The 22,119-nt window shown below is 59.0% G+C and carries 18 protein-coding genes; 12 read left to right on the forward strand and 6 right to left on the reverse strand.

Features of this window, described 5'->3' with window-relative positions; all coding sequences use genetic code 11:
• Positions 1 to 16: 16 nt before the first annotated feature.
• Positions 17 to 154: a 50S ribosomal protein L34 gene (gene rpmH / locus QEH54_RS14655; protein WP_309019447.1), complete on the reverse strand. Its 138-nt coding sequence runs from the start codon at positions 152 to 154 to the stop codon at positions 17 to 19.
• A gap of 270 nt (positions 155 to 424) precedes the next feature.
• On the opposite strand from rpmH, the gene QEH54_RS14660 reads away from it, so the two are divergent.
• From QEH54_RS14660 to QEH54_RS14670, 3 genes are all read left to right on the forward strand, one after another.
• Positions 425 to 1,351 (forward strand): zinc ABC transporter substrate-binding protein, encoded by a 927-nt coding sequence (locus tag QEH54_RS14660; RefSeq protein ID WP_309019448.1) that lies wholly within the window; start codon positions 425 to 427, stop codon positions 1,349 to 1,351.
• A gap of 102 nt (positions 1,352 to 1,453) precedes the next feature.
• A complete protein-coding gene (locus QEH54_RS14665; RefSeq protein WP_309019449.1) occupies positions 1,454 to 3,082 on the forward strand; it encodes an alkaline phosphatase in 1,629 nt (542 codons plus the stop codon).
• A 180-nt stretch (positions 3,083 to 3,262) separates the two neighbouring features.
• Positions 3,263 to 7,036: a two-component regulator propeller domain-containing protein gene (locus QEH54_RS14670; RefSeq protein WP_309019450.1), complete on the forward strand. Its 3,774-nt coding sequence runs from the start codon at positions 3,263 to 3,265 to the stop codon at positions 7,034 to 7,036.
• 26 nt (positions 7,037 to 7,062) lie between these two features.
• Here the strand turns inward: QEH54_RS14670 and QEH54_RS14675 are convergent, their stop codons facing one another.
• The gene (locus QEH54_RS14675; RefSeq protein ID WP_309019451.1) at positions 7,063 to 8,049 is read right to left on the reverse strand and encodes a glycoside hydrolase family 5 protein; all 987 of its coding nucleotides are present in this window, start codon (positions 8,047 to 8,049) and stop codon (positions 7,063 to 7,065) included.
• Positions 8,050 to 8,315: 266 nt separating this feature from the next.
• Between QEH54_RS14675 and QEH54_RS14680 the strand changes: the two genes are divergently transcribed.
• Together QEH54_RS14680 and QEH54_RS14685 are read left to right on the forward strand one after the other, a co-directional pair.
• Entirely contained in the window at positions 8,316 to 9,620 is a 1,305-nt protein-coding gene (locus QEH54_RS14680) for an ATP-binding protein (RefSeq protein WP_309019452.1), read from the forward strand.
• Positions 9,621 to 9,910: 290 nt separating this feature from the next.
• Positions 9,911 to 10,369, forward strand: a complete 459-nt coding sequence (locus QEH54_RS14685) for a DNA starvation/stationary phase protection protein (RefSeq protein ID WP_309019453.1) — start codon at positions 9,911 to 9,913, stop codon at positions 10,367 to 10,369.
• A 160-nt stretch (positions 10,370 to 10,529) separates the two neighbouring features.
• Here QEH54_RS14685 and QEH54_RS14690 read toward each other — a convergent pair whose 3' ends face one another.
• The gene (locus tag QEH54_RS14690; protein ID WP_309019454.1) at positions 10,530 to 12,443 is read right to left on the reverse strand and encodes a DUF4914 family protein; all 1,914 of its coding nucleotides are present in this window, start codon (positions 12,441 to 12,443) and stop codon (positions 10,530 to 10,532) included.
• A 115-nt stretch (positions 12,444 to 12,558) separates the two neighbouring features.
• Between QEH54_RS14690 and QEH54_RS14695 the strand changes: the two genes are divergently transcribed.
• Together QEH54_RS14695 and QEH54_RS14700 are read left to right on the forward strand one after the other, a co-directional pair.
• On the forward strand, positions 12,559 to 13,197 hold the full coding sequence (locus tag QEH54_RS14695; RefSeq protein WP_309019455.1) for an AraC family transcriptional regulator: 639 nt from the start codon (positions 12,559 to 12,561) through the stop codon (positions 13,195 to 13,197).
• Positions 13,198 to 13,311: 114 nt separating this feature from the next.
• On the forward strand, positions 13,312 to 14,706 hold the full coding sequence (locus QEH54_RS14700; RefSeq protein ID WP_309019456.1) for a GH1 family beta-glucosidase: 1,395 nt from the start codon (positions 13,312 to 13,314) through the stop codon (positions 14,704 to 14,706).
• Positions 14,707 to 14,840: 134 nt separating this feature from the next.
• On the opposite strand, the gene QEH54_RS14705 is transcribed toward QEH54_RS14700, so the two are convergent.
• Positions 14,841 to 16,106 carry a M56 family metallopeptidase gene (locus QEH54_RS14705; protein WP_309019457.1) on the reverse strand — a complete coding sequence of 422 codons (1,266 nt, stop codon included), beginning with the start codon at positions 16,104 to 16,106 and terminating at the stop codon, positions 14,841 to 14,843.
• The gene (locus QEH54_RS14710) at positions 16,103 to 16,498 is read right to left on the reverse strand and encodes a BlaI/MecI/CopY family transcriptional regulator (protein WP_309019458.1); all 396 of its coding nucleotides are present in this window, start codon (positions 16,496 to 16,498) and stop codon (positions 16,103 to 16,105) included. The genes QEH54_RS14705 and QEH54_RS14710 overlap by 4 nt, the downstream gene beginning before the upstream one ends.
• A gap of 203 nt (positions 16,499 to 16,701) precedes the next feature.
• On the opposite strand from QEH54_RS14710, the gene QEH54_RS14715 reads away from it, so the two are divergent.
• The 3 genes from QEH54_RS14715 to QEH54_RS14725 are packed head-to-tail and all read left to right on the forward strand — an operon-like array spanning position 16,702 to position 18,739.
• Positions 16,702 to 17,145 carry a DUF2721 domain-containing protein gene (locus tag QEH54_RS14715; protein ID WP_309019459.1) on the forward strand — a complete coding sequence of 148 codons (444 nt, stop codon included), beginning with the start codon at positions 16,702 to 16,704 and terminating at the stop codon, positions 17,143 to 17,145.
• Between the two features lie 36 nt (positions 17,146 to 17,181).
• Positions 17,182 to 18,108: a calcium/sodium antiporter gene (locus tag QEH54_RS14720; protein ID WP_309019460.1), complete on the forward strand. Its 927-nt coding sequence runs from the start codon at positions 17,182 to 17,184 to the stop codon at positions 18,106 to 18,108.
• 43 nt (positions 18,109 to 18,151) lie between these two features.
• Positions 18,152 to 18,739 (forward strand): DUF502 domain-containing protein, encoded by a 588-nt coding sequence (locus QEH54_RS14725; RefSeq protein ID WP_309019461.1) that lies wholly within the window; start codon positions 18,152 to 18,154, stop codon positions 18,737 to 18,739.
• A gap of 5 nt (positions 18,740 to 18,744) precedes the next feature.
• On the opposite strand, the gene QEH54_RS14730 is transcribed toward QEH54_RS14725, so the two are convergent.
• Positions 18,745 to 19,374: a MarC family protein gene (locus QEH54_RS14730; protein ID WP_309019462.1), complete on the reverse strand. Its 630-nt coding sequence runs from the start codon at positions 19,372 to 19,374 to the stop codon at positions 18,745 to 18,747.
• A 92-nt stretch (positions 19,375 to 19,466) separates the two neighbouring features.
• Here QEH54_RS14730 and QEH54_RS14735 point away from each other — a divergent pair, with 92 nt between their 5' ends.
• On the forward strand, positions 19,467 to 21,497 hold the full coding sequence (locus QEH54_RS14735; RefSeq protein WP_309019463.1) for a glycoside hydrolase family 3 C-terminal domain-containing protein: 2,031 nt from the start codon (positions 19,467 to 19,469) through the stop codon (positions 21,495 to 21,497).
• Between the two features lie 168 nt (positions 21,498 to 21,665).
• Positions 21,666 to 22,109 (forward strand): DUF4231 domain-containing protein, encoded by a 444-nt coding sequence (locus QEH54_RS14740; RefSeq protein WP_309019464.1) that lies wholly within the window; start codon positions 21,666 to 21,668, stop codon positions 22,107 to 22,109.
• Positions 22,110 to 22,119 lie beyond the last annotated feature (10 nt).

Here is a 22,119-nt window from a genome sequence, read left to right on the forward strand (position 1 = left end):
GAAGACGCTCGCTCGATTAAGCGACGGAGAGACGGGCGCGTCCCTTCTTGCGGCGGGCCTTGATGACAGCGCGTCCGCCACGCGTGGACATGCGGGCGCGGAAGCCGATCTTGCGGACTCTCTTGAGGCGGTGTGGTCTGAATGTAGGTCTCATGACGTGAAAAATGGAAAAAGAGGGAGAAAATGGTGAGAGCCCCGCAAGGGTGTCAAGCACCGATCCGGCAGAACAGGACCAGTTTTTGCCAATTTCAACCCTTTTAGCGCGTCCCCCGCCCCAGATTCGCCCATCAAGCCGGAAACGGATCCCGATCTCGGAGGTCCCTTCGAGAAGGGAGGCGTCCTGGAGGACGAAGTTATTTTGAATATTCAAAATATTAATTGACAGGTATTCAAAATAAGGCAGAGGTCGGGGGAAACGCGTCGTATGAAACGAGTGAAGAAGACTGCATTGATTTTTCTGGGATGGCTGGCCTTGAGCTGCGTTCCTTTTTCCGTGGCTAAGATCCGGGTGGTGAGCAGCACTGCTCAGATCGGGGATATCGTGAGCAATGTGGCGGGCGATCGGGTGGAGAGCAGCGCCTTGATGGGGCCGGGGGTGGATCCGCATCTCTATAAAGCGACGGCGCGCGACGTCATCGCCCTGCAGCGAGCGGATTTGATCCTCTACAACGGCTTGCATCTAGAGGGGCGTTTGGCGGAGACCTTGTCCAAGATGAGCGCCAAGGGGCGCAGGCTGGTGGCGGTAGCGGAGGCGATCCCGGGGGAGCGCTTGTTGAAGTCGGCCGCCTACGAGGACGCCTATGATCCGCATGTATGGTTCGATCCACAGCTTTGGGTCATCGTGGTCGACGAGGTGGTGTCGTCGCTTTGCGCCGCCGATCCGGAAAACGCGGGCTTCTATCGCCAGCAGGGAGCGAGCTATCGATCGAAGGTCGCCGGGCTGGACGCTTGGGCCAAGGCGCAGATCGAGAAGGTGCCAGCCGGTCGTCGGGTGCTGGTGACCAGTCACGACGCCTACAACTATTTCGGTCGAGCCTTCGGGGTGGAGGTGGTTGGCGTGCAGGGGATATCCACGGTGACGGAGGCTGGATTGGCGGACGTCACCAAGACGGTGGATTTCATCAAACGCCGCGGCATTCCGGCGATATTTGTGGAGAGCAGCGTTTCGCCTGCCACCATCGAGCGCATCAGTCGGGACTCCGGAGCGCGGGTCGGGGGGGAGCTGTATTCCGATGCCTTGGGCGCCCTCGGCGAGATTCACGAGTCCCCTGATGGGGAGCGTTTCGATGTGGGCACCTACCTCGGCATGTTTCAGTACAATGTCTCCACCATAGTGGAAGCCTTGCGATAGGCCTCCTCCCTCGCTGGCGTGAGGGAGCGAAAATGTTGATGATTCGGCGCGCGAACGAGGTTGATTCGGCGTCCTCGGCTCGATTGGCTGAGGTCAAGGATCATGTCTGCAAACCCTAGACTTTTCGCCCTCGGTTCCTTCGCCCTTTGCTCCCTGGTGGCCGGTTCCGAGGAAACTCCCGAACGTTGGCTCGCTGAAGGGCGGGCTGCCATCGAGCGCTCCGCTGAACTTGTGCCGATCGAGCGACCGGCGAAAAACGTCATCTTGGTGGTGGGCGACGGCATGGGCATTTCCACTGTAACCGCTGGACGGATACTTGAAGGGCAGATGCGTGGAGAGACCGGGGAGGAGAACTGGCTCTCGTTCGAGCGGTTTCCCTATACCGCCTTGTCGAAAACCTACAACGTGGACCAGCAGACGCCCGACTCTGCTGGGACCATGACCGCCATGATCACCGGGGCCAAGACGGACGCCGGGGTGCTGTCGGTCGACCAGCGTGTGAGGCGAGGCGACGGTCCGTCCGCTGGCAATCGGGAGCTCTTCACCTTTCTGGAAAAGGCGGAAATCGCCGGAAAGGCCACCGGCATCGTCACCACCGCCCGAGTGACGCACGCCACGCCTGGAGCCTGTTACGCCCACACTCCGGAGCGCAATTGGGAATGCGACGCCAAGGTGCCGCAAGGAGCGGGAGTGGCGGACATCGCCGCTCAGCTGATCGAGATGCCGAGCCTTTGGGCGAAGCGCGGGTATGAGCAGGTGGATGGCCCGGAGGTGGTCTTCGGCGGCGGGCGAGCGAACTTTTTCCCGCAGGGGCCGATCGATGAGAGGTATTCATCCGAAGGAGACTCCGGACAGCGTCTCGATGGGCGAAACCTTGTCCAGGAGTGGTTGAGCTCGCGGTCGAACGCGGCGTATATCCACGATATCGATACGTTCGAGTCTTTGGATGTCGCTAGCGTGGGACACGTTCTTGGTCTGTTCGAAAACTCGCACATGCGGTACGAGGTGGATCGTTCGACCGATATCGGCGGGGAGCCGTCGCTGGCAGAGATGGCCAGCAAGGCGCTCGACCTATTGGAAAAGGACCAGGACGGATACTTCCTGATGCTCGAGGCGGGAAGAATCGATCACGGGCATCACGCTGGAAACGCGTATCGAGCGCTTCATGACACGGTGGCTCTGTCGGAAGCTGTCCGTCTGCTTGTGGAAAGGACGAATCCGGAGGAGACGCTGATCATCGTGACCGCGGACCACAGCCATGTCTTCACCATGGCTGGCTATCCGGGGCGGGGAAACGACATCCTCGGCATGGTCGCCGACACCGAGGGGCGTCTTTCGAAGGACTTGCTCGGGCTGCCGTATACGACGGTCGGATACCAGAATGGGCCAGGGTATCTTGGAGCGACTGAAGAGCAGCCGGAAGGGTTTAAGCGCTACCCGCACGATCCGCATGAGGCGGAGCACAATCACGGCGGTCGGCCGGACCTGCGCGACGCCTGCTCCGATTGGGACAGCATCGATGGCTGCGATGGCTGGGCCCAGCGGCATTTGCAGGAATCGGCCTATCCGCTGAACTCCGAGACGCATGGCGGAGAGGATGTGGGCATCTGGGCGATCGGCCCATACGCCCACTTGCTCCACGGCACGGTTGAGCAAAACGTGATCTTTCACCTGATGGACTACGCCTCGGCTTGGGAGGTGGACGATCCGTTCGCTGGGAACCGGAAGTAGGGAAAACAAGCGCGCCGGGAGCGGGAAAGGCGGCGCGTCGCCGTTTTTGGGGCTCTGTCGCTGCCGCAGCGCCAGCGTTTTCCAGGGTTGCGCTGCGGCATCGATTTCGGATGATAGGGGACTGGGATCGCTTCGGCGTTTGATCAAATTTTACCCCTCCTAGTGATTCACCGTACCCTCTTGTTACTTCTGTCCTTTTGGGGATTGTCGCTCGGCGTGTCCGCCTCGGCTTCGGGGCTGCGTTTCGATAGTCTCAACGCGGCCGGCGGGCTTTCCAACAATTGGGTACGCTGCTTTTACCAGGACGATTACGGCTTGATCTGGATCGGCACCAGCGACGGCTTGGACCGCTTCGACGGAGAGAGCGTCAGGGTCTACCAGCCGGAGATTGGCGATTCGGGGCGCAAGCTGAACATCCCGGTTAACGCCATCCTCGGCAAGTCGGAGCGCCAGTTTTGGGTGGCTACCGATGCCGGGCTGTTCGTCTTCGACCAAGGCAGCGGAGCGTTCACGCTGTTGGAGGCGTTGGGGGGGAAGCCATGTTTGGACTTGATGGAGGATAGCGATGGACTGCTCTGGATCGCTACCAGCGATGGACTGTTCACCCTGAACCGAGGGCGGCCAGAGAGCTTGTTCCGCCATGCGGCGGATGGCTCGGATCCGGAAGCCTTGCCGCACCACTACGTGAACGACCTGCATCAGGATCGACAGGGGCGGATCTGGATCGGCACTAAGAATGGCATTTCCCTTTGGGTGCCTGGCGAGCGGCGTTTCCTTAGCTTCACCGCTGGAAGCGAAACGGGGCTGAGGTCGGGCGACGTGCTGGCTATCGAGCAGGATGCCTTGGGCCGTATTTGGCTGGCGACTTCCGGTGGCGGCTTGGAGCTGATGCGGTTTTCGGACGAGGGCTCCGCCCGTTTCGAGCTTGTGCGAGGGGGCAAGGGGCTGGACCTGATGGTGGATCGGGATCAGGCCCTTTGGGCGGCTATGGGAGCGGGGGGCGGCTTGCTTCGCATTCCGAATCTGTCGACGAGGGAGGTGGAGGACTTTTCGGTGGAGCGCTACGGCTCGCGCTTGGGCGATCGCTGGAGTTTGAGCGACGATAGCGTGTTCTGTCTTTTCGAGGATCGGCTGGGCGACATCTGGGTGGGCACCTTCGGCAACGGGGTCAACTACTACTCCAAGCGAGCCAAGCGTTTTGGTGTGGTGAGAAAAGGCGGTCCGCCAGGCGAATCGATTTCGGAAAACATGGTGAACTGCTTTCTGGAGGATGACGACTATTTCTGGATCGGTACCATGAGCGGTCTGGAAAGGCAGCGAAAGTCCGACGGGCACTACACGGTTTATCGAAGCGAGCTGCACGATGAGAGTACTTTGGGAGGCGATCCCATCTTCGCGCTGCGCAAGGATTCCCAGGGAAACCTTTGGGTGGGCGGATGGATGACGGGCTTGAATCGCTACGACTATGAAACCGATTCCTTCGAGCGTTTCATGCCCAGCGTGGCCCCCGGCAGCATCGGCGGTTCGATCGTCTTCGACATCGTGGAGGATGCGGAGGGAGCGCTTTGGGTGGCGACCGATGGCGGTGGATTGATTCGCTTCGACTATCAGGATCGTCGCTTCCAGAGGTACTCTCATGCGCAAGGCGATCCGAGCTCCCTGCGGGACGATTTCCTAAACGACTTGCTGATCGCTACCGATGGCAGCATGTATGTTTCCACGTACCATTCGATCGAGCGCTTCCATCCGGAAGAGGGCGTGACTGAACGGTTTCTCCATACCGAGGAGGCCGAAAACGGAAACGCGGGAGGTCAGGTCATGGCCTTGCACGAGGACAGTTCCGGGCGCATCTGGGTGGGCACCAATTCCGGTCTCGAGATACTGGATACGGATAGCGGACAGTTTACCGTTTTCACGCAGAAGGACGGTCTTCCCTCCGACAGCATCAAGGCTTTGTTGGAGGACGGAAACGGCGACCTCTGGGTGTCCACCAGCCGTGGGCTTTCCGTTTTCGTAGGCGCGGTGGCCGATCCCCAGACGGCGCAATTTAGAAATATCAGCGAGAACGAAGGGCTCTCCTCCAACCAGTTCAACATACGCGCCGCATACGAAGGATCGGACGGCTTGTTCTATTTTGGAAGTTCCCGGGGATACACCTTCTTCTGGCCGGAGGAGATCGCCTTCAACGAAGAGCCTCCGCCAGTGGTGTTCACGGAGTTGAGCTTGCTGGAAACCTCCCCTGACGCGCTCGCCTCCTTTCGTTCGATCGGCGAGGATGTGAATGCGATCGACGAATTGAGCTTCGACTACGATGCCGCCAGTTTCACCATTGGCTTCGCTGCGTTGAACTATCTCAATCCGAGCGAGAATCGCTATCGGTATAAGATGACTGGATACGATAGCGACTGGATCGAAGCCGGCGCTTCGGGTTTCGCGACCTACACCGGTCTGCCTGCAGGTCGGTACACCTTTAGCGCGAGGGGCTCCAACAACGATGGAGTTTGGTCTGACGAAACCCGCTCGATCCGTCTCCGGGTGCATCCGCCTTGGTGGAACACGGTGTGGTTCCGCACGCTCGCGGGCGCCGCGTTCCTGGCTTTGACGTTTTTCGCCTATCGGGCGCGATTCGCCTTTTTGCAGCGGCAGCGAGAGGTTTTGGAGAATCGCGTGAAGCGGCGCACGGAGGACTTGGAGATCGCCAACCGCGAGCTGGGAGCCAAGCAGGCCAAGATCGAAGCTCAGAACGAGGAACTGAAGGATCATCGCGAAGGATTGGAGCGATTGATCCGCGAGCGCACGCGAGAGCTGGAGCTGGCCAAGCGGATGGCGGAGGAATCGGATCGCCTCAAGTCGAACTTTCTCATGAACATGAGTCACGAGATCCGCACCCCGATGAACGCCATCATCGGCTTTTCCTCGCTGCTCAATGACGAGGACCTTTCTCATGAGGAGCGAGAGGAATTTATCGAGGTGATCGCGAACAACGGACAGGCCTTGCTGGTCCTGATCGATGACATACTGGACATTTCCCTGATCCAGTCGGATCAGCTTCGTCTTTCGGAAGAGCCGTTTTTCGTGGATGAAATCCTGGTCGAGCTGCGAGACTTGTATCAGATGAAGCAGGACAAGCCGATTCGTATCGAACTATTGGATGCGGATCGGATCGTGGGGCTCTCGTTGGTCGCAGATCCAGTCCGTTTTCGGCAGGTGATGAACAACCTGCTGAGCAACGCGTACAAGTACACGGACGAGGGGGAGATTCGGTTCCGTTGCGTGGAGCGGGAGCACGAGCTCTTGTTTGAAGTTTCGGATACGGGGCTTGGGATCAGCGAGCGGGATCAGTCCCGCATCTTTGAAAACTTCTACAAGGTGGATCGGAATAGCTCTCGCTTGTATCCGGGCACGGGCATCGGCTTGGCCCTTTGTCGAAAGCTGGTCCATAAGATGGGCGGCGAACTCTGGGTCGAGTCGACCCTGGGCGCTGGTTCGAGCTTCTACTTCACGCTGCCGAAAAAGGATGCGGTCCCGCCCGAAGCCGCTCGGAAGCGCCTGCATGAGCCGCGGGAGTGCGTTCCAGTGGGAGGGCACGTCCTGGTCGCGGAGGACGACGATACGAACTATCAGCTGGTGGAGTTCTCCTTTCGCAATACCGACATCCAGCTGCATCGAGCAACCACGGGGAAGGAAGCGGTGGCGCTCGTGGAATCTCAATGGGGGGATCGCTTCAGTCTAGTCCTGATGGACATCAATATGCCGGAAATGGATGGCGTGGAAGCGGGGCGCATCATCCGCAAGCTTCGCCCGGAGCTGCCATTGTATGCAGTCACAGCCCACGCGATGTCGGAAGATCGAAAGCGATTTCTCAACGAGGGCTTCGCCGGCGTGATGACCAAGCCAGTCAGTGTCGACGCCTTGATCGCGCTCGTGTCGTCACACTGCGATTCGGCCCCCTAGAGACCTTCCGGCTCGCGGCGCTAAGGCTAGTCCAACCCGGCCTTTTCGCGAAGGATCTTGCGGGTCGCTTTAGCGGATTCCCTCAGGTCGGATTCCTTCCAGCTGCCCCTGCTGCTGGCTTTCGGAAAGAGGAACGAGCAGGTTTCGTCCTTGTCGGACACGGACCAGGTGATCCAGCTGATCTTTCGTTCTTCGGCCCAGTCTCGCCAGACTTTCCAGGCGTCGTAGTCCAAGGGGCCATCGCCCGATGCCTCCATGCCGGCGGATTCGGAAATGAAGATGGGGGCGCCCTTGCTCAGAGCGTAGTCTCCGCGTTCGCGGAGGTACTCTCCATGCGTCGCCGCGTAGTAGTGCAGCGTGTACATGATATTGGATACGCCTTCGATCTGATTGTCGGCGACGATGTGCAAGTCCTGATCCCAATGGGGATTGCCGACGAGGATCAGGTTGTCCGGATCGATGGCCCGGATGACGGAGATGACCTCTTCGGCGTACGCCTTGACTTCGGGCCAGGTATCGTGGATCGGCTCGTTGTAGATTTCGTATATGACGTTTGGATACTTGCCGTAGCGTTCCGCCATATCGGCGAAGAAGGTCTTTGCCAGCTCCAGCTCCAAGTGGTGGCTGTGAAAGTCGATGATGACGTACACCCCGTTTTCGATCGCTCCGTCGATGACCCTCGAGATGATCTTGACCGCCTTTTCGGGGTGAGCGTTGTAGGTGCGTTTTTTCTCCTCGAAATGGATGCCCATGGCGGCTCGCACCACGTCTACGCCCCAGTCTTCCTTCAGCCACTTGACCGTGTCCTCGTTGTAGAATCGTGGCCACCAGTTGTGCCAGCCATAGCTGACCCCGCGCAGGACCACGGGTTCGCCGTGCTCGTTGACCAGTTGCGTGCCGTCGACGCTGAGCGCGGGCACTACGGGCGGATCGGTGAGCGCCTGTTGGGTGTTGGTGCAGGATGCCATGAGCAGGGAGAGGGAGAGGAGGGTAGTGATAGCGAGTCGTGTCATTGAAGGAGCTTAGCTAGCGAACTCACGAAGAGGGTCAACGTCTGAAGTTTTTTCGGATAAGGATCAGTTTGCCCGAGGATCGAGGTTTGGCATAGAGCGCGTCTCTTCTTTCAAAAGAGTTTGCGCCCCGGTTTTGCGGCTACTGCTAAAGGGCTCGTTATAAACAACTAGGGAAACTGACGGGGCTTTCGATCGCCCGAAGTCAAAGTCGTTGATTTTCCGGAGCCCGGTTTGACTCGCGCATTTTTCCCGTAAAGCTGGGGGCCGTGGAGAATAGGGGCCCCAGTCAGTCAGCCAAGCAGCCGGAGAGATCGGTTCCGACCGCATCGGATAACGATTTGCTGACGGCGCTGCTGGAAGGGGCATCGGACTACATCTATTTTAAGGATCGAAACTCCCGTTTCATCCGGGTCAATCGCTGCATGGCGACCGCCTTTGGTCTGAAGGATCCGCGAGATGCGGAGGGCAAGACGGACTTCGATTTCTTCACTGACGAGCACGCCCAGGCCGCTCGCGATGACGAGCTCCGCATCATGGAGACGGGCGTTTCGATGATTGGCAAGGTCGAGCGCGAGACCTGGCCCAACGGCAGTGTCACCTGGGTGTCCTCTTCCAAGATCGCGTTGCGCAACGAGGTGGGCAAAATCGTGGGCTTGTTTGGCATCAGCCGCGACATCACTTCCGCGGTGGAGTCCGAGCGCGAGCTGCGGCGCTTGAACAAGCTGCTGGTGCAGGCCTCTCGTCAGGCCGGCATGGCGGAGATCGCGACCGGCATGCTGCACAATGTGGGAAACATCCTGAACTCCGCCAACGTGTCGTGTTCGGTCATTTCGGACACGGTTTCCGGTTCCAAGCTCTCGCGGCTGGGGGACCTGGTCAGGCTGCTTGATCGGCACAAGGATGATCTGCCCGCCTATTTGAGCGAGGATCCCCGCGGGCAGCGGGTGCCGGAATTCCTAGCCAGCCTCAGCGAGTGTTTGGAGTCGGAGCAGCGAAACGTGCGCGAGGAGCTGCGGCTGCTGCGCCAGTGCCTGGAGCACATCAAGTTCATCGTCACCTCGCAGCAGGACTACGCATCCGCTCCCAAGGTTCGGGAAGAGGCGTTGCTCAAGGACGTGATCGAGGAGGCGGCCCGGATCCATCGCTCGAGCTTCGACCGGCATGAGGTCGCCATCGTGATGGAGTTGGAAGCCATCCCCGAAATGATGATCGATCGTCACAAACTGCTCCAAGTGCTGGTGAATCTCATGCAAAATGCAAAGTTCGCATGCATGAAAAAGGGGTCGGATCAAAAGCGTGTCACCTTGCGCTCCCGGCTGCTGGAAAATGGAAAGGTGGAAATCGAAGTGGAGGACAATGGGATCGGGATCCCCGAGGAGAACCTCACCCGCATCTTCAACTACGGTTTCACCACCCGCAGCGATGGGCACGGATTCGGTCTGCACACCAGCGCCTTGGATGTGGCGGACATGGGCGGCCGCCTCTCGGTCACCAGTGGCGGCGTCGGTTACGGAGCCTGTTTCAAGATGCTGCTTCCCTTCTCCAAAGGAGAAGAAGGCGAGAAAAGCTGATCGCCCTCGCGGGACGCGGAAATTTCGCGCGATCGTTGGACTCTCCGGCCCGTATCTTCCTACTGCTAAGTTTCTTGGAAGGTCGACCTGCGACGGAGCGACGGGCAAACCCCGCCACCGTTTTTCAACCGTGATACGGGTGGAGAAGGGGCGGGACATCATGATCGGCGCGGCATTTGCAAGTCGGGTGGCCGAATTCTTCGAACGCTCGCTGGCGAATCCCTTGAGGAGAGCCAGCGAAGGGATTCGATTTCCGCGGTGAGACCAGCCGCCAAAACTAGTTTCAGATTATGAAGACGAAAAAGAAAAAAACGACCAACGCTCTCACGGAAGCCTTGCGCCTTGCGCTCGCCGACAGCTACGCGGTGCTAGCCCAGACGCACCTCTGCCACTGGAATGTTCGGGGGCCGAGCTTCTTCGCCCTGCATGCGGCGTTCGAGGAGCAGTACACCGAGCTCTTTCCGGCGGTCGACGAGATCGCGGAACGCATCCGGGCTTTGGGCGAGCTGGCGCCGGGAGGTCTTGGCAGTTTGGCCAAGATCGCTGGCATCGAGGAAATCGAAGAGGACGCCCCCGCGGAGAAGATGGTTTCCCACTTGAGAGACATCAACACGCGCTTGGTGAAGGACCTCGCCAAGGCTCGCGATGCAGCGGCCGAAGCGGACGACTCGGAAACCGAGGACATGATGATCGCCCGCATCCAGGTGCACGAGAAGACCATCTGGATGCTCGACAGCTACTTGGCCTAAACCGAGGCGAGTCGTCGCTGCCAAACTGGCAGCGTTTCCAGGATCTCCGGCCGACGCGGGCGGAGATCTTTTTCCCGTACGCGTCTGGAAGCGGTGAAAAGGAAAAGGAGCGACCCTCGTAGAGAATCGCTCCTTGGATTGGACGGAGTGAAATGGGTGCCTACGCCTTGCGCAGGGTTCCGTTGCCCAGCAGTTTGTCGTAGTCCTCGACCGTGGCTCCGTTGAGGCAGGCTTCGATGATCTGCTTGCCCAGCGGATCCAGATCTTCGGTGAGGAACTGCGAGAGCTCCTTGTGGAAGAACTCGGTGAGGATTCTGGCCCCTTCGTCGTAGGCCGCTTCGCCGACTTCCGGCTGCTCGTTCACGTTGAAGTAGCGAGTGCCGACCTGGCGCGATTCCACCAGGATCGATTCCGGATTCCAGCCCAGCAACGGACAGCGCGAGGCCATGACCTGCTTTTCGGAAAACTTGGCTCCGTTGCGACGGGCCAGGTATTCGCGGGTGATCCACTGCGGCATGAAGCTGACCTTCCAGGCCCCGATGTGCTGGTTGGGCATCAGGATGTAGCTGACCTCGGGAGTTGCCACGATTTGCTTGAGAATCAGGTTGGCCTGATCGACGCGGCGGCCCGTAGCGAAGGGCCAGTAGGAGCCGACGCCTTCAGACGACATGCCTCCGGTGTCCACGATGCTCGGATTGGCGTGTCCGCGCGGCGCCACCAGACGCCAGAGCCAGGCTAGGGCGGGCGGCAGGATGTGGAACATGCCAATGATGCCGTAGCTAGGATTGTCCGCCGTGCAAGGCGGGCAGCGCACGCCGAAGCTGCGGATGTCGACCTCTACCTGCTCGTTGACGATGTTGGGAATGGCCTTGCGTGGAACGATCACCCGCGGGTTCGGGCAGGGCGAGCCCGGCTCGTCTTCGATGTGCTCCCAGATGAGGGCGGTCGCTCCCGGCTGGGCTTTGATGTTGAGGAAAAGCAGGTCCTCGGACGGGTGCACGGTGAGGCTTTCCAGATTTGGATCCACGCCATACTTGTCGATGTGGTTGACGCGCAGGAACCAAGCGTCTTCGGCGTCCATAAGGCCGAGTTTTCCCGTGCCGCGGTCCAGCGACGGGTGGCAGAGGGCCATGTCGTCGGTGATGGGTCGCAGGTCGCAAGCCTGAGGCAGGCTGATGGTGCGCTTCACGCCGGTCACGATGTTCTCGCCCAGGAGCAGGGACCCATCCGGCTGGCGGTGGGCTTGCTCGAGCAGCTCGCTCTTTCCGCCGCCGCTCGCCCCTTCGTGGGAGATGACTACCCTGCTGTCGTAGGGAGTGACCACCTCCACGGTGGAGCAGTGCATGGTGATCCACTTCTGCTGTTCCCCGAGAGTCAGCAGCACCCCGTAGATGCCCTTCTTGGCGCTGGGACCCGGGTAGAGATTGTAGCTGAAAAGCTCATGCATGCCGGCGAGGCGATTGTGCACCACGACCTGCTTGCCGCCGAAATCGGTGTGACGGAAGGGTGGGGCCACGTAGATGATGGCCTTGGGGGAAAAGCCTTCGGGCACCTCGTCCGGCTTCAGCATGCCCTGCAGCAGGGCCAGACCGAGGGCGAAGAAGCCAGCGTTCGCCGGACCGACCACCAAAGCGTCGGTGCCCTTGCCCGGAAGACCGGCGCTGAAGGGGAAGATCGCCAGCTCCTGCTTGGCCAGCCAGTCGAATGTCTCCTGACGCAGCCCGTCGAAGGGCTTGCCGTAGCGGCCCTCGTAGGTCGGCTTGTCAGTGGCTCCCTGGTCGCCGATCACCATGCAGTCCGGGTCGCGACGGCGCATGTACGGCTCCAGATAGTTGGCCGCGATGCCGTTGCTGACGCGGCATACCTTGGCCTCTACCACTTTGCCCTGGCCTTCGACCTCGTAGGCGACTTCGTGCCAGCCCTGCTCGTCGGCGTCCCGCAAGGACAAGGCCTTCAAGTCGTCGAGACTCTCGGGCACCACCACCGATGGAGCCTGGGCGAGAATCGCCGCGACTTCCTCAGGAAGCTCGAAGTTGATGAGAGGATGAGTGAATTGTGTCTCAGCTTTGTTCATAAGAATTAAAGATACAGTTATCCTTATATAGTAGTTCGACTAATCCCGCTACGCGTTTGCCCATCATGTGCCGCATTTGTTGACATCAACTTCTAGCACGAACTAGTATTCGGGTATGCCTCGGCTTGTTTTACAGATTTTGCGCCAGCGACTGGATCGCACGGGATTGCTGGACCGCGCGGTGAACGATGCTCGTTTGCTCTTTCGCAAGCGGCTTCAACTGCTGCCTGAGGGGGAGGAGGCCACGTGGGAGCAGCTTTCGGTGGAGCTGAAGATCGGGGCCGTGGTGCTCGGGCACCTGACTCTGAGTCCTCGTGGCGAGGCCGTGCAGGAGGGCGCGTTGCGGCGATGGCTTCAGTGGGTGGGGCAGGATATGTCTGACTCTTTGAGCATGCCGCACGCCCACGAGTTTTCCGCTATGCCGAAGAGCATCGTCGAGGCGGCTCGTTTTATCCGCGAACATCACCATGAAGGGCTCACGCTCGCCAGTGTGGCCGCTGTCGTGAAGCTCAGCCGAGAGCGCTTGTCTCGGCTCTTCCACGAAACCATGGGCATAACGTTTTCCGAATACCTGAACCACGCTCGACTGGAGGCTGCCCGTCCTCTTTTGAGGCAGAGTTCGATGAAGGTGACGGATATCGCCTACGAGAGCGGATTTCAGTCCCTCTCCCAGTTCCATCGCCGTTTCCGAGCCGCGGAAGGCTGCAGTCCGCTGGAGTATCGGGAGCGCGGCAAGTCGCAGTCTGGGACGTAGGCTGTCTTCCCGGATGGGCTCCGCTAAAAACAGGGCCTAGCGGCGAGGATCACGCTTCCTGTAGAGGGAGAGAGGCCTTGCATTTACGGGGGAAGCTTGGATGGTGGCGGCCGTATGAAGAGCTTTCCTGACGGATTTTTGTGGGGTACCGCGACGGCGGCATACCAGATTGAGGGCGCAGCGGCGGAGGACGGGCGCGGGGCCAGCATTTGGGACGCGTTTTCCAAGACCCCTGGTCGCGTGTTCAAGGGGCATACGGGCGATGTGGCGTGCGACCACTATCACCGCTGGGAGGAGGACGTGGCCCTGCTCAAGCAGATGGGGGTGGGCTGCTATCGTTTCTCCATCTCCTGGTCGCGCATCCTGCCGAGCGGATCTGGCGAAGTGAACGAAGAGGGGATCGCGTTTTATAACAAGCTCATCGACGCCCTGCTGGCCGCGGGCATCCAGCCTTGGGTCACGCTCTACCATTGGGATTTGCCGCTGGCCTTGCAGATCGAGGAGGACGGGCTGCTGAACCGCTCCATCGTGGAGCGTTTCGTGGAGTACGCCCGGGTTTGTTTCGAACGCTTCGGAGATCGGGTGAAACACTGGATCACGCTCAACGAGCCCATGTGCAGCTGCTCGCTGGGGCACGGAGTCGGAGTGCACGCCCCGGGGCGCAAGTCCGAGCTGGAACCTTACATCGCGGGCCACAACCTGCTGCTGGCTCACGCTCATATCGTCGATCTCTACCGTAGGGAATTTCAGGATACGCAAAAAGGCGTGATCGGCATCACCAACAATTGCGATTGGCGCGAGCCTCTGACCGATGATCCGAAGGATATCGAAGCGGCCCAGCGCGGTTTGGAGTTCTTTCTCGGCTGGTTCGCGGATCCGGTCTATTTCGGCAAGTATCCGGATCGCATGCTGGCCGCCATCGGAGACAAGTTGCCCAAGTTCACGGACGAGGAGGTCAAGCTGCTCAAAGGCTCATCGGACTTTTTCGGACTCAACCACTACACCACCATGCTGACCTCCGAGCCCGATCCGGAGCATCAGGTCGAAGGCGTGATCGTGCGCGGCAATGGCGGCGTCTATGGAGACCAGAACGTGACGCTGTCCCGCGATCCTAATTGGGAGCAGACCGACATGGGCTGGAACATCGTGCCTTGGGGCTGCCGCAAGTTGCTGGAGTGGATCGCCGAGCGCTATGACAATCCGCCTATCTACATTACGGAAAACGGCTGCGCTATGCCGGATGAAGACGATCGCGAGACCGCCCTCAACGACGAGCGGCGTGTGACGTTCCTTTCTGGATACATCGGAGCCTGCCACGAAGCCATCGAGAAGGGCGTCAACCTGAAGGGCTACATGTGCTGGAGCTTCATGGACAATTTCGAATGGGCTTTTGGATACGGCAAGCGCTTCGGCCTGCACTGGGTCGACTTTCAGACCGGCGAGCGTCAGCCCAAGGCTTCGGCCAAGTGGTTCGGGCAGCTGGCGAAGAGCAATGTGATGCCGGAGTAAGGCGTATCCGCGGAGTTCGCTCTGACTGGCGAAGCGAAAAGAACGTGCCCGGAGGTCCCGCTCCACCTGTTTCAAAAAAGAGCGACCAACCGAAACGGCTAGTCGCTCTTCGCCTATTTAGGCCCAGAAATCCTTTATGGCTTAAAAATGATAGGGATGCGGACCAGCACGCTGACGGGCTCGCCGGAAATTTCGCCGGGGGCCCAGGTCGAATCGGTTACGCAGTCGATCGAGGGTTGTTCGAACTCCCTCTGCGAGCTCTTGATGGCTCGTACGTTGCGGGGGATTCCGTTCGTATCGAGGACGAATTCGACGACGACATCCCCTGGGGTTTTGCTCTCGTGAAGCTTTTGGGGGTATTGCGGCTTGGCCATAACGACGGCGTGCGGCTTTTTATCGAGATCCTGCATGGAGTAGATCGGTTCTTCCGTGTCCGCGGCCTTGAGATTTTGCGGAGCGGCGAGGGTGGCGCCCAGACTGCAGACCACCAAGAGGTATAGCGCTAGTAGTTTCATTTTTGATTCGTTTCGATTTTCGTAGGTTACGATTTTGCGAACGCGTTTCTTGAGGGTCGCTGCCGAAAAACTCGTTACCCAAACGTTGTTGTAGGGGCGACGGGTGGAGGCTGCTTTGAGAAGACACTTCGCGTAGCTTTCAGGCTCTTCGCCATGCGACAAAGCGAACTCGTCGCAGGCGATCTCGCTTTCCGCCCTCAGCTTCTGGCGTAGCATCCAAATGAGCGGATGAAACCAGAACAGGGTGGCGGCGGTTTCGTGAGCGAGCCTTCGCAAATTGTCGCGGCGATGTACGTGAGCGAGCTCATGCTTGATCGCCGCTAGCAGTTCCGTGTCGGTCAACGTTTCCAGAAACGCTGCGTTTACTATTATTCTGGGTCTAAAGAATCCGATCAATCCGATGGAGGCGATGCGGGCGTCCTCGAAAACATCAGGCTGTCGCCCTTCGCCATAACCTGCCTGTTCGAGGGCCCTTCCGATCCGCTCTCGGACCTGCCTGCTGCCGGACCGACTCAGGGCGACGAGACGTCTGTTCCGGTACAGCCCGACCGTCCGTGACGCTCCGATGCAAAGTGTTCCGAAAAGCCAAATCAGAAGCGCCGCTGCAAACCAGTCGACGGAAGTCGCTTGTCCGAAGTCCCGGGCGATATCGGAGAAACGAATCTGATGCGCTTCCAGCGAAAGAGGAGCCAGCGCCCCGACGTTCACGAAGAGCGATGCGAAAGCTCCCACGGGAACGAGAAACTTCAGCAGCGCGACTTCCAGCAAAGCGAAGCGATTGGCGGCTCCGTGTAATCTAAAAACGAATACAAGCGCGATCACGATGACCGCGAACGCGGTGGATTCGACGGTGTGCCAGTAGAGGAATTCGAAGACGCTCTTCATTTGCGGGGCTCTTTCTTCTTCGATTCGTCGATGATCCGTTCGATCTCGCGAATGTCGTCTTCCGAAAGCTTTCCGCTTTCTGCGAGATGGGAGACGATGGGGCTGGCGGCTCCGTCAAGCAGACCGAACAAGTCGTCCACCAGTTTTCCGACTACCGACTGTCGCGTGACCTGCGGCTCGTAGACCCAGGCGTTGCCGATCTTCTTGCTCCGCAGGATGGCTCCCTTGGCTTCCAGGCGGGTGACGATGGTCTGCGTAGTGGTGTACTCCGGACGCTTTTCGGACGCCGGTATGGCTTCGTAGGCCTGTCGCAAGGTGGCGGCGCCCAGCTTCCAGAAAGCTCGCATGATTTGAAGCTCCAGCTTCGAGAGTTTGGCGTCTTTGCTACTCATGATCTACGATTGTGGTTAGTGAAACCACAAATGTGGTTATGTCGAGCGAAAAGTGGAGATTTCCAGATTCGGCGTTGGGCGGGTTCGGGTAGCGTGGAATCGCGCCCTTCGAAAGTAACCCGTATCGGAAATTGCGATACACATTAGGGTGTTCGTTTGGAATTTGCTGGATTCGGCAAGCTGCGCGTTTCAGGATTCGTCTCATGGATGTAAATGAGTTGGTCCCCACCTTGCAGCTCGCGATCGGTCCCATGATCCTGATTTCGGGCATCGGTCTGATTCTCCTTTCGATGACCAATCGCTATGGTCGCGTCACGGATAGAGCGCGAGCGCTGCGCGAAAACCCCGAACTGATCGCCCGTCTGCCGGCTAATCTGGCCAAGCAGGAATCCGCCATTCTGGCCAAGCGCGCTCGAGCGGGGCGTTTCGCCATCATGCTCATTTCGCTGAGTCTGCTGTTCGCGGCCCTGCTGGTGTGCGTGCTGTTTGCCATTTCCTTCTGGACCTTGGATTGGGCGTGGCTGATTGTGGTCCTTTTCGCCGCCTGCATGGGCAGTTTCGTGGCCGCCTTGGCCGTGTTCCTGCATGACGTGAACCTGTCGCTGAAGACGTTTCACCTATCGGAGAGCGCTTTCGCGGACTTGTAGCGAGGGATTGGAAATGAGAGGGAGAAAGGGAACGTTATGTTGATTTTTTCGGTGATCGCTTCGTTGGGGCTGCTGTTCGTGGGGGCTCATTTTCTGGTGAAGGGAGCGGCTTCCGCGGCGGCTCGTTTGGGCATCCCGCCCTTGGCGATCGGCTTGACGGTGGTGGCCTACGGGACGAGCGCCCCGGAGATGATCGTCAGCTTGCAGGCCGCTCTAGAGGGCAGCTCCGATATCGCGGTGGGAAACGTGGTCGGTTCCAACAGCTTCAATATCGGCATCATCCTGGGAGTGACGGCCCTGATCTGTCCCATCGGGGTGGAGCGTCGTATTGTAAAAGTGGATGCGCCGGTGATGCTGCTGGTGGCTTTGTGGGCTTGCTGGCTGCTCTGGGACGGTAGCATTGGCCGTCTCGGCGCCTTGGCGTTTTTGCTCGCTTGCGTGGTCTACACCGTAGTGAACCTTCGGCAGGCGGGAGTGGAAGGGTCCGCCCCGGATCAGGAGTCTTCGCAGTCCAAGGAAGGCGTCATTTGGAAGGATGTCGGGTGGTTTTTGCTCGGCTTGGCCATGTCGATCGCCGGGTCCAAGCTGCTGGTATGGGGAGCTTCCGAGCTGGCTCGAGGCTGGGGGGTGAGCGAAGCGGTGATCGGGCTGACCATCGTTTCCGCGGGTACAAGCATGCCGGAGCTGGTGACCTCGGTCTCAGCCGCCCTGAAACGCGAGCCCGATATCGCCATCGGAAACATCATCGGCTCGAACGTATTCAATATTTTGGGAATTCTGGGCGTATCGGCGATGGTGAGCCCCATCGAGGGATCGAACATCGCAGCCATCGATCTCGGCGCGATGGCGTTGTTCAGTATCGCCATGCTGCCTTTGATCTGGAGCGGATACAAGTTGCGCCGCTGGGAAGGCGCTTTCTTGCTAGCGGGCTACGCGGGGTACCTTTGGATACTGTGGCCTTAGACAGTCCAGCGGAATGTGATATGAAAACCACGAAGGCAAGGCGATGAAGAAAACGGTTTTGAAGGGGTTGGCGGTGCTGCTGCCGTCGTTGATTCTCGGTGTCCTTGTTTTATGGATATGGGGAGTGGTTTCCCGTTTCGCCGAGCCGGCGGGCAAAGCCCTCTCGAAATGGTGGGGTGTCAGCGAGACGCTCGGGGTCGTGGCGGCAATCGCGCTTTTCGTGCTCCTATGCTACGGTATGGGAAAGTTTGTTACGACCGTCATCGGCAGCCGCCTGCATTTCCTCGTGGAGAGCAAGGTGCTGCATCGAGCTCCCGGCTACGCGGTGCTGAGCAATATCGTGAAGCAGCTCTTCGGCATGGAGAAATCTCCGCTTTCCTCCTTCTCCATGGTGGAATTCGAGGATGCCGGAGTGCGAGTGATGGGATTCGCCATGGAGACCTCGGAGGATGGCTGGGTCACGCTTTTCATCCCGACCGCCCCCAATCCGACCTCCGGCTTCATCCTTCACGTGCGGCAGGAGAAGGTGCGGGATCTTGGGGTGGGCTCTGGTGAAGCTATCGAGTCGGTGATCGCGTGCGGTGCCGGATCGGCTAAGTTCCACCAAAGCGCTCGAGATTCGCGGAAGTAGCTTTCCTAAAACAGCTCCGCTCCGCGAATGCCGTTGAAGATGAACTGCACCGCGAGGGCCGCAAGCAGCAGGCCCATGAGCCGAGTGATCAGGCGAAGGGCCAGAGGCGAAAGCCACTTGGCGCCCTGTGAGGCGAGTCGAAGAATCCAGTAGGAAACCACGGCAAGCAGCACGATGGCTGAGCAAAGGGCGATTTTTTTAGGCCATATCTCGGCCTGCTGATAAAGGAGAATCGAGGTGGAAATGGCGCCCGGTCCTGCCATCAGCGGCACGGCGAGCGGGCTGATCGCGATGTCGTCCTTAGCCGCTCCAGCCGCGGCCTCCCCAGGAGTGATGCGCTGGGGCGTGTCGGCCTTGGCCTGCAGCATTTGCAGGGCGATCAGAAGCAGCAGGACGCCGCCAGCGGCTTGGAAGGCCGGAATGGTGATGCCGAGAAAGGAGAGAATGGTTTGGCCGATGATCGCAAACGTGAGCAGCACTCCGGTCACCACCAGACAGGCGATGCGCACCATGCGGACGCGCGATTCCGGCGTGTCGTTTGGCGTCATGGCCAGCAGCATCGGGGCGACGGTGATCGGCTCCACGATGACGAAAAGGGACGCGAAGCAGTAGAGGCCGTATTCGAAGGTGTTCATTTATCTATTGGGAAGCGAGCTAGCTCATTAGGGCCAGTGGTTTATCGGTTGCGTCTTGATCGGTCAATTGCAGGCTCGGGCCTTTTCGCGCTATGAACTACCCTAAACACACCTTTGAAGCGGCCAGCGAGTGGGCGGAGGGCATCCTTGCCCAGATGACTCTCGAGGAAAAATGCGACTATGTCGGCGGTACCGACATTTTCTACACCAAGGAAATCGAGCGGCTCGGCATCAAACGGGTTATGATGACCGACGCCACCGCCGGGGTGCACCTGCGCGATCGTTTTCACGAGTACACCTACCAGAACGCCACCGACAAATCGACCGCCTTTCCCTGTCCGCTGCAGCTAAGCGCCACTTGGAATCCGGAGCTTTCGGAAAAATTCGCGGGCGCGGTGGCGGAGGAGTGTCTGGCCAACGGAATCGGCATCCTGCTCGGTCCGGGATTCAATATCTATCGTCAGTCGCAGTGCGGGCGAAACTTCGAGTACTTCGGCGAAGATCCCTTTCTGACCTCCCGCATGATCGAGCGCTACATCCACGGCGTGCAGAGCAAAGGTGTGGTCGCCACCATCAAGCACTTCCTCGCCAACAACACCGACTACTTCCGCCGCAAGAGCAATTCCGTGGTCGACGAGCGTACGCTCAACGAGATCTACCTTCCCGCCTTCAAGGCCGGCATCGAAGCAGGTGTGCTGGCTGCCATGACGTCCTACAATCTGGTCAATGGCGAATGGGCCGGCGAAAGCGAAGCTGTCATCAAAAAACTGTTACGCAACCACCTTGGCTTCAGGTGGCTGGTCATGACCGACTGGTGGTCCGTCTTCGATGGAGCGAAGGTGGCCAAGTCCGGTCAGGATCTGGAAATGCCAGCCTGTCTCGCCACCATAGGTTTGGCGGATAAGGTTCGCTCAGGCGAGGTCGAGGAAGCCGATGTGGACCGCATGGTGAAAAGCATCCTCACCACGCTCAAGTCCATGGACCTGTTCGATCTGGAGCCAAAACCTGAATACGCCACTCCGGAAGCTTGGGAGGCCCGCAAGCAGATCGCTCTGCAAACCGCTCGCGAGGGCACGGTGCTGTTGAAGGACAACGGCATTCTACCGCTGGAAGGCGACGGCGAGCTGCTGGTGATCGGCGATTTTCTGGAGAAAAAGGCCCTCGGTGGCGGCTCGGCTACCGTGGTGGGCTACGACAACGTGCAGCTGATCGATGCCCTGCGTGAGGAGTTCGGTGATCGTATCGCTTACGAAAAGGCCCCGACCTGGGAGCGTATTCAAAAAGCGGATCAAGTGATCCTGAGCATCGGTACGTCCGACAGCGAAGGCTGGGACCGGACTTTCGAGTTGAACGAAGGCGACGAAGCATTCATCCGCAAGGTAGCCAGCTTGAACGAGAACGTGGTGGTGCTAGTGCAGAGCGGTTCCGGCATCAAGATGACCGCGTGGGCCGATAAGGTCGCGGCCATCCTCTATTGCTGGTACAACGGGCAAAATGGTCACACCGCGGTCGCGGAGATTCTTTCGGGAAAAACCAATCCCTCCGGCAAGCTGCCCATGAGCATCGAGCGCGACTTCAAGGATTCTCCCGATCCGGACTACGTGCCGAAAGGCGAGTATCTCTACAGCGGTTGGAACGACGCGTGGGAAGCCAAGCGCGAAAAGTACGACATCGTTTACGACGAAGGCGTGTTCGTGGGCTATCGCTGGTATGACGGCAAGGGCATCGAGCCGCTGTTCCCCTTTGGTCATGGGCTTTCGTATACGAAGTTTGAATACTCGGAGGTCACGGTTTCGAAGTCGGAGTTTTCCGCAGGCGAGACGGTCGAAATTAGTCTAGACGTGAAGAACGTGGGCGATCGAGCTGGAGACGAGATCGTGCAGCTTTACGTAGCGGATCTGGAATCGAGCCTACCGCGTCCGCCGAAGGAGCTGAAAGGCTTCCGACGGGTATCTTTGCAGCCAGGCGAGACCAAGACGGTAAGCTTCCAGCTCGACCGCTCCGCCTTCAGCTACTGGTCGCCTGAGTCCAAAGATTGGACTGCCGAGCCGGGCGACTTCGAGCTGCTTGTTGGCGCCAGCAGTCGAGACATTCGGCAGAGCGCTTCGGTGTATCTATGCTAGGGAATATTCTCGGAGAGAGTTCTAGAATCATTAAGACCCTAGATATTCGCGCTCTCGGGAAGGTGCTTGTTCGAGCGAGGCTTTGACTGCTGAGGAATTGACCGATCGCTGGACTTTTCAGTCGTTATCGTTATTCCTTTGTACCGTTGTTGCCGAATTGGAGTTCGAATGACCTCAGACGAATACGTAAAGGAGCGCTTGGATGGGCAGATCCGGTGGTATAGCTCGAAGAGCCAAGCGGCTCAAAAGAGCTACCGCCTAATACGGCGAACTGAGATTGTAGTTGCAGCGATGATACCCTTTCTTGCCGCGTTCACAGATATGGGGAGAATCGTTCCGGTAGCGATTGGGGTCTTAGGAGCAGCCATCGTAGTGCTCGCATCCCTTCAGAACCTAGGTAACTACAACGAGAAGTGGGTGGAGTATAGAAGTACTTGCGAGGCCCTGAAACAGGAGAAATATCGTTTTCTGACAAACAGCAAACCGTACGATCAGGACGATTCTCTGCCGGAGCTGGTCGAGAGGGTGGAGAGACTTGTCGCCAGCGAAAACACTCACTGGACTCAATGGGCGAAAGCGTCTAAGCCAGTTGATGAATCTGCTGAAGACTGAGGGCGATGAG

The sequence above is a fragment of the Pelagicoccus sp. SDUM812003 genome, assembly GCF_031127815.1.
Taxonomy (GTDB): Bacteria; Verrucomicrobiota; Verrucomicrobiia; order Opitutales; family Opitutaceae; genus Pelagicoccus.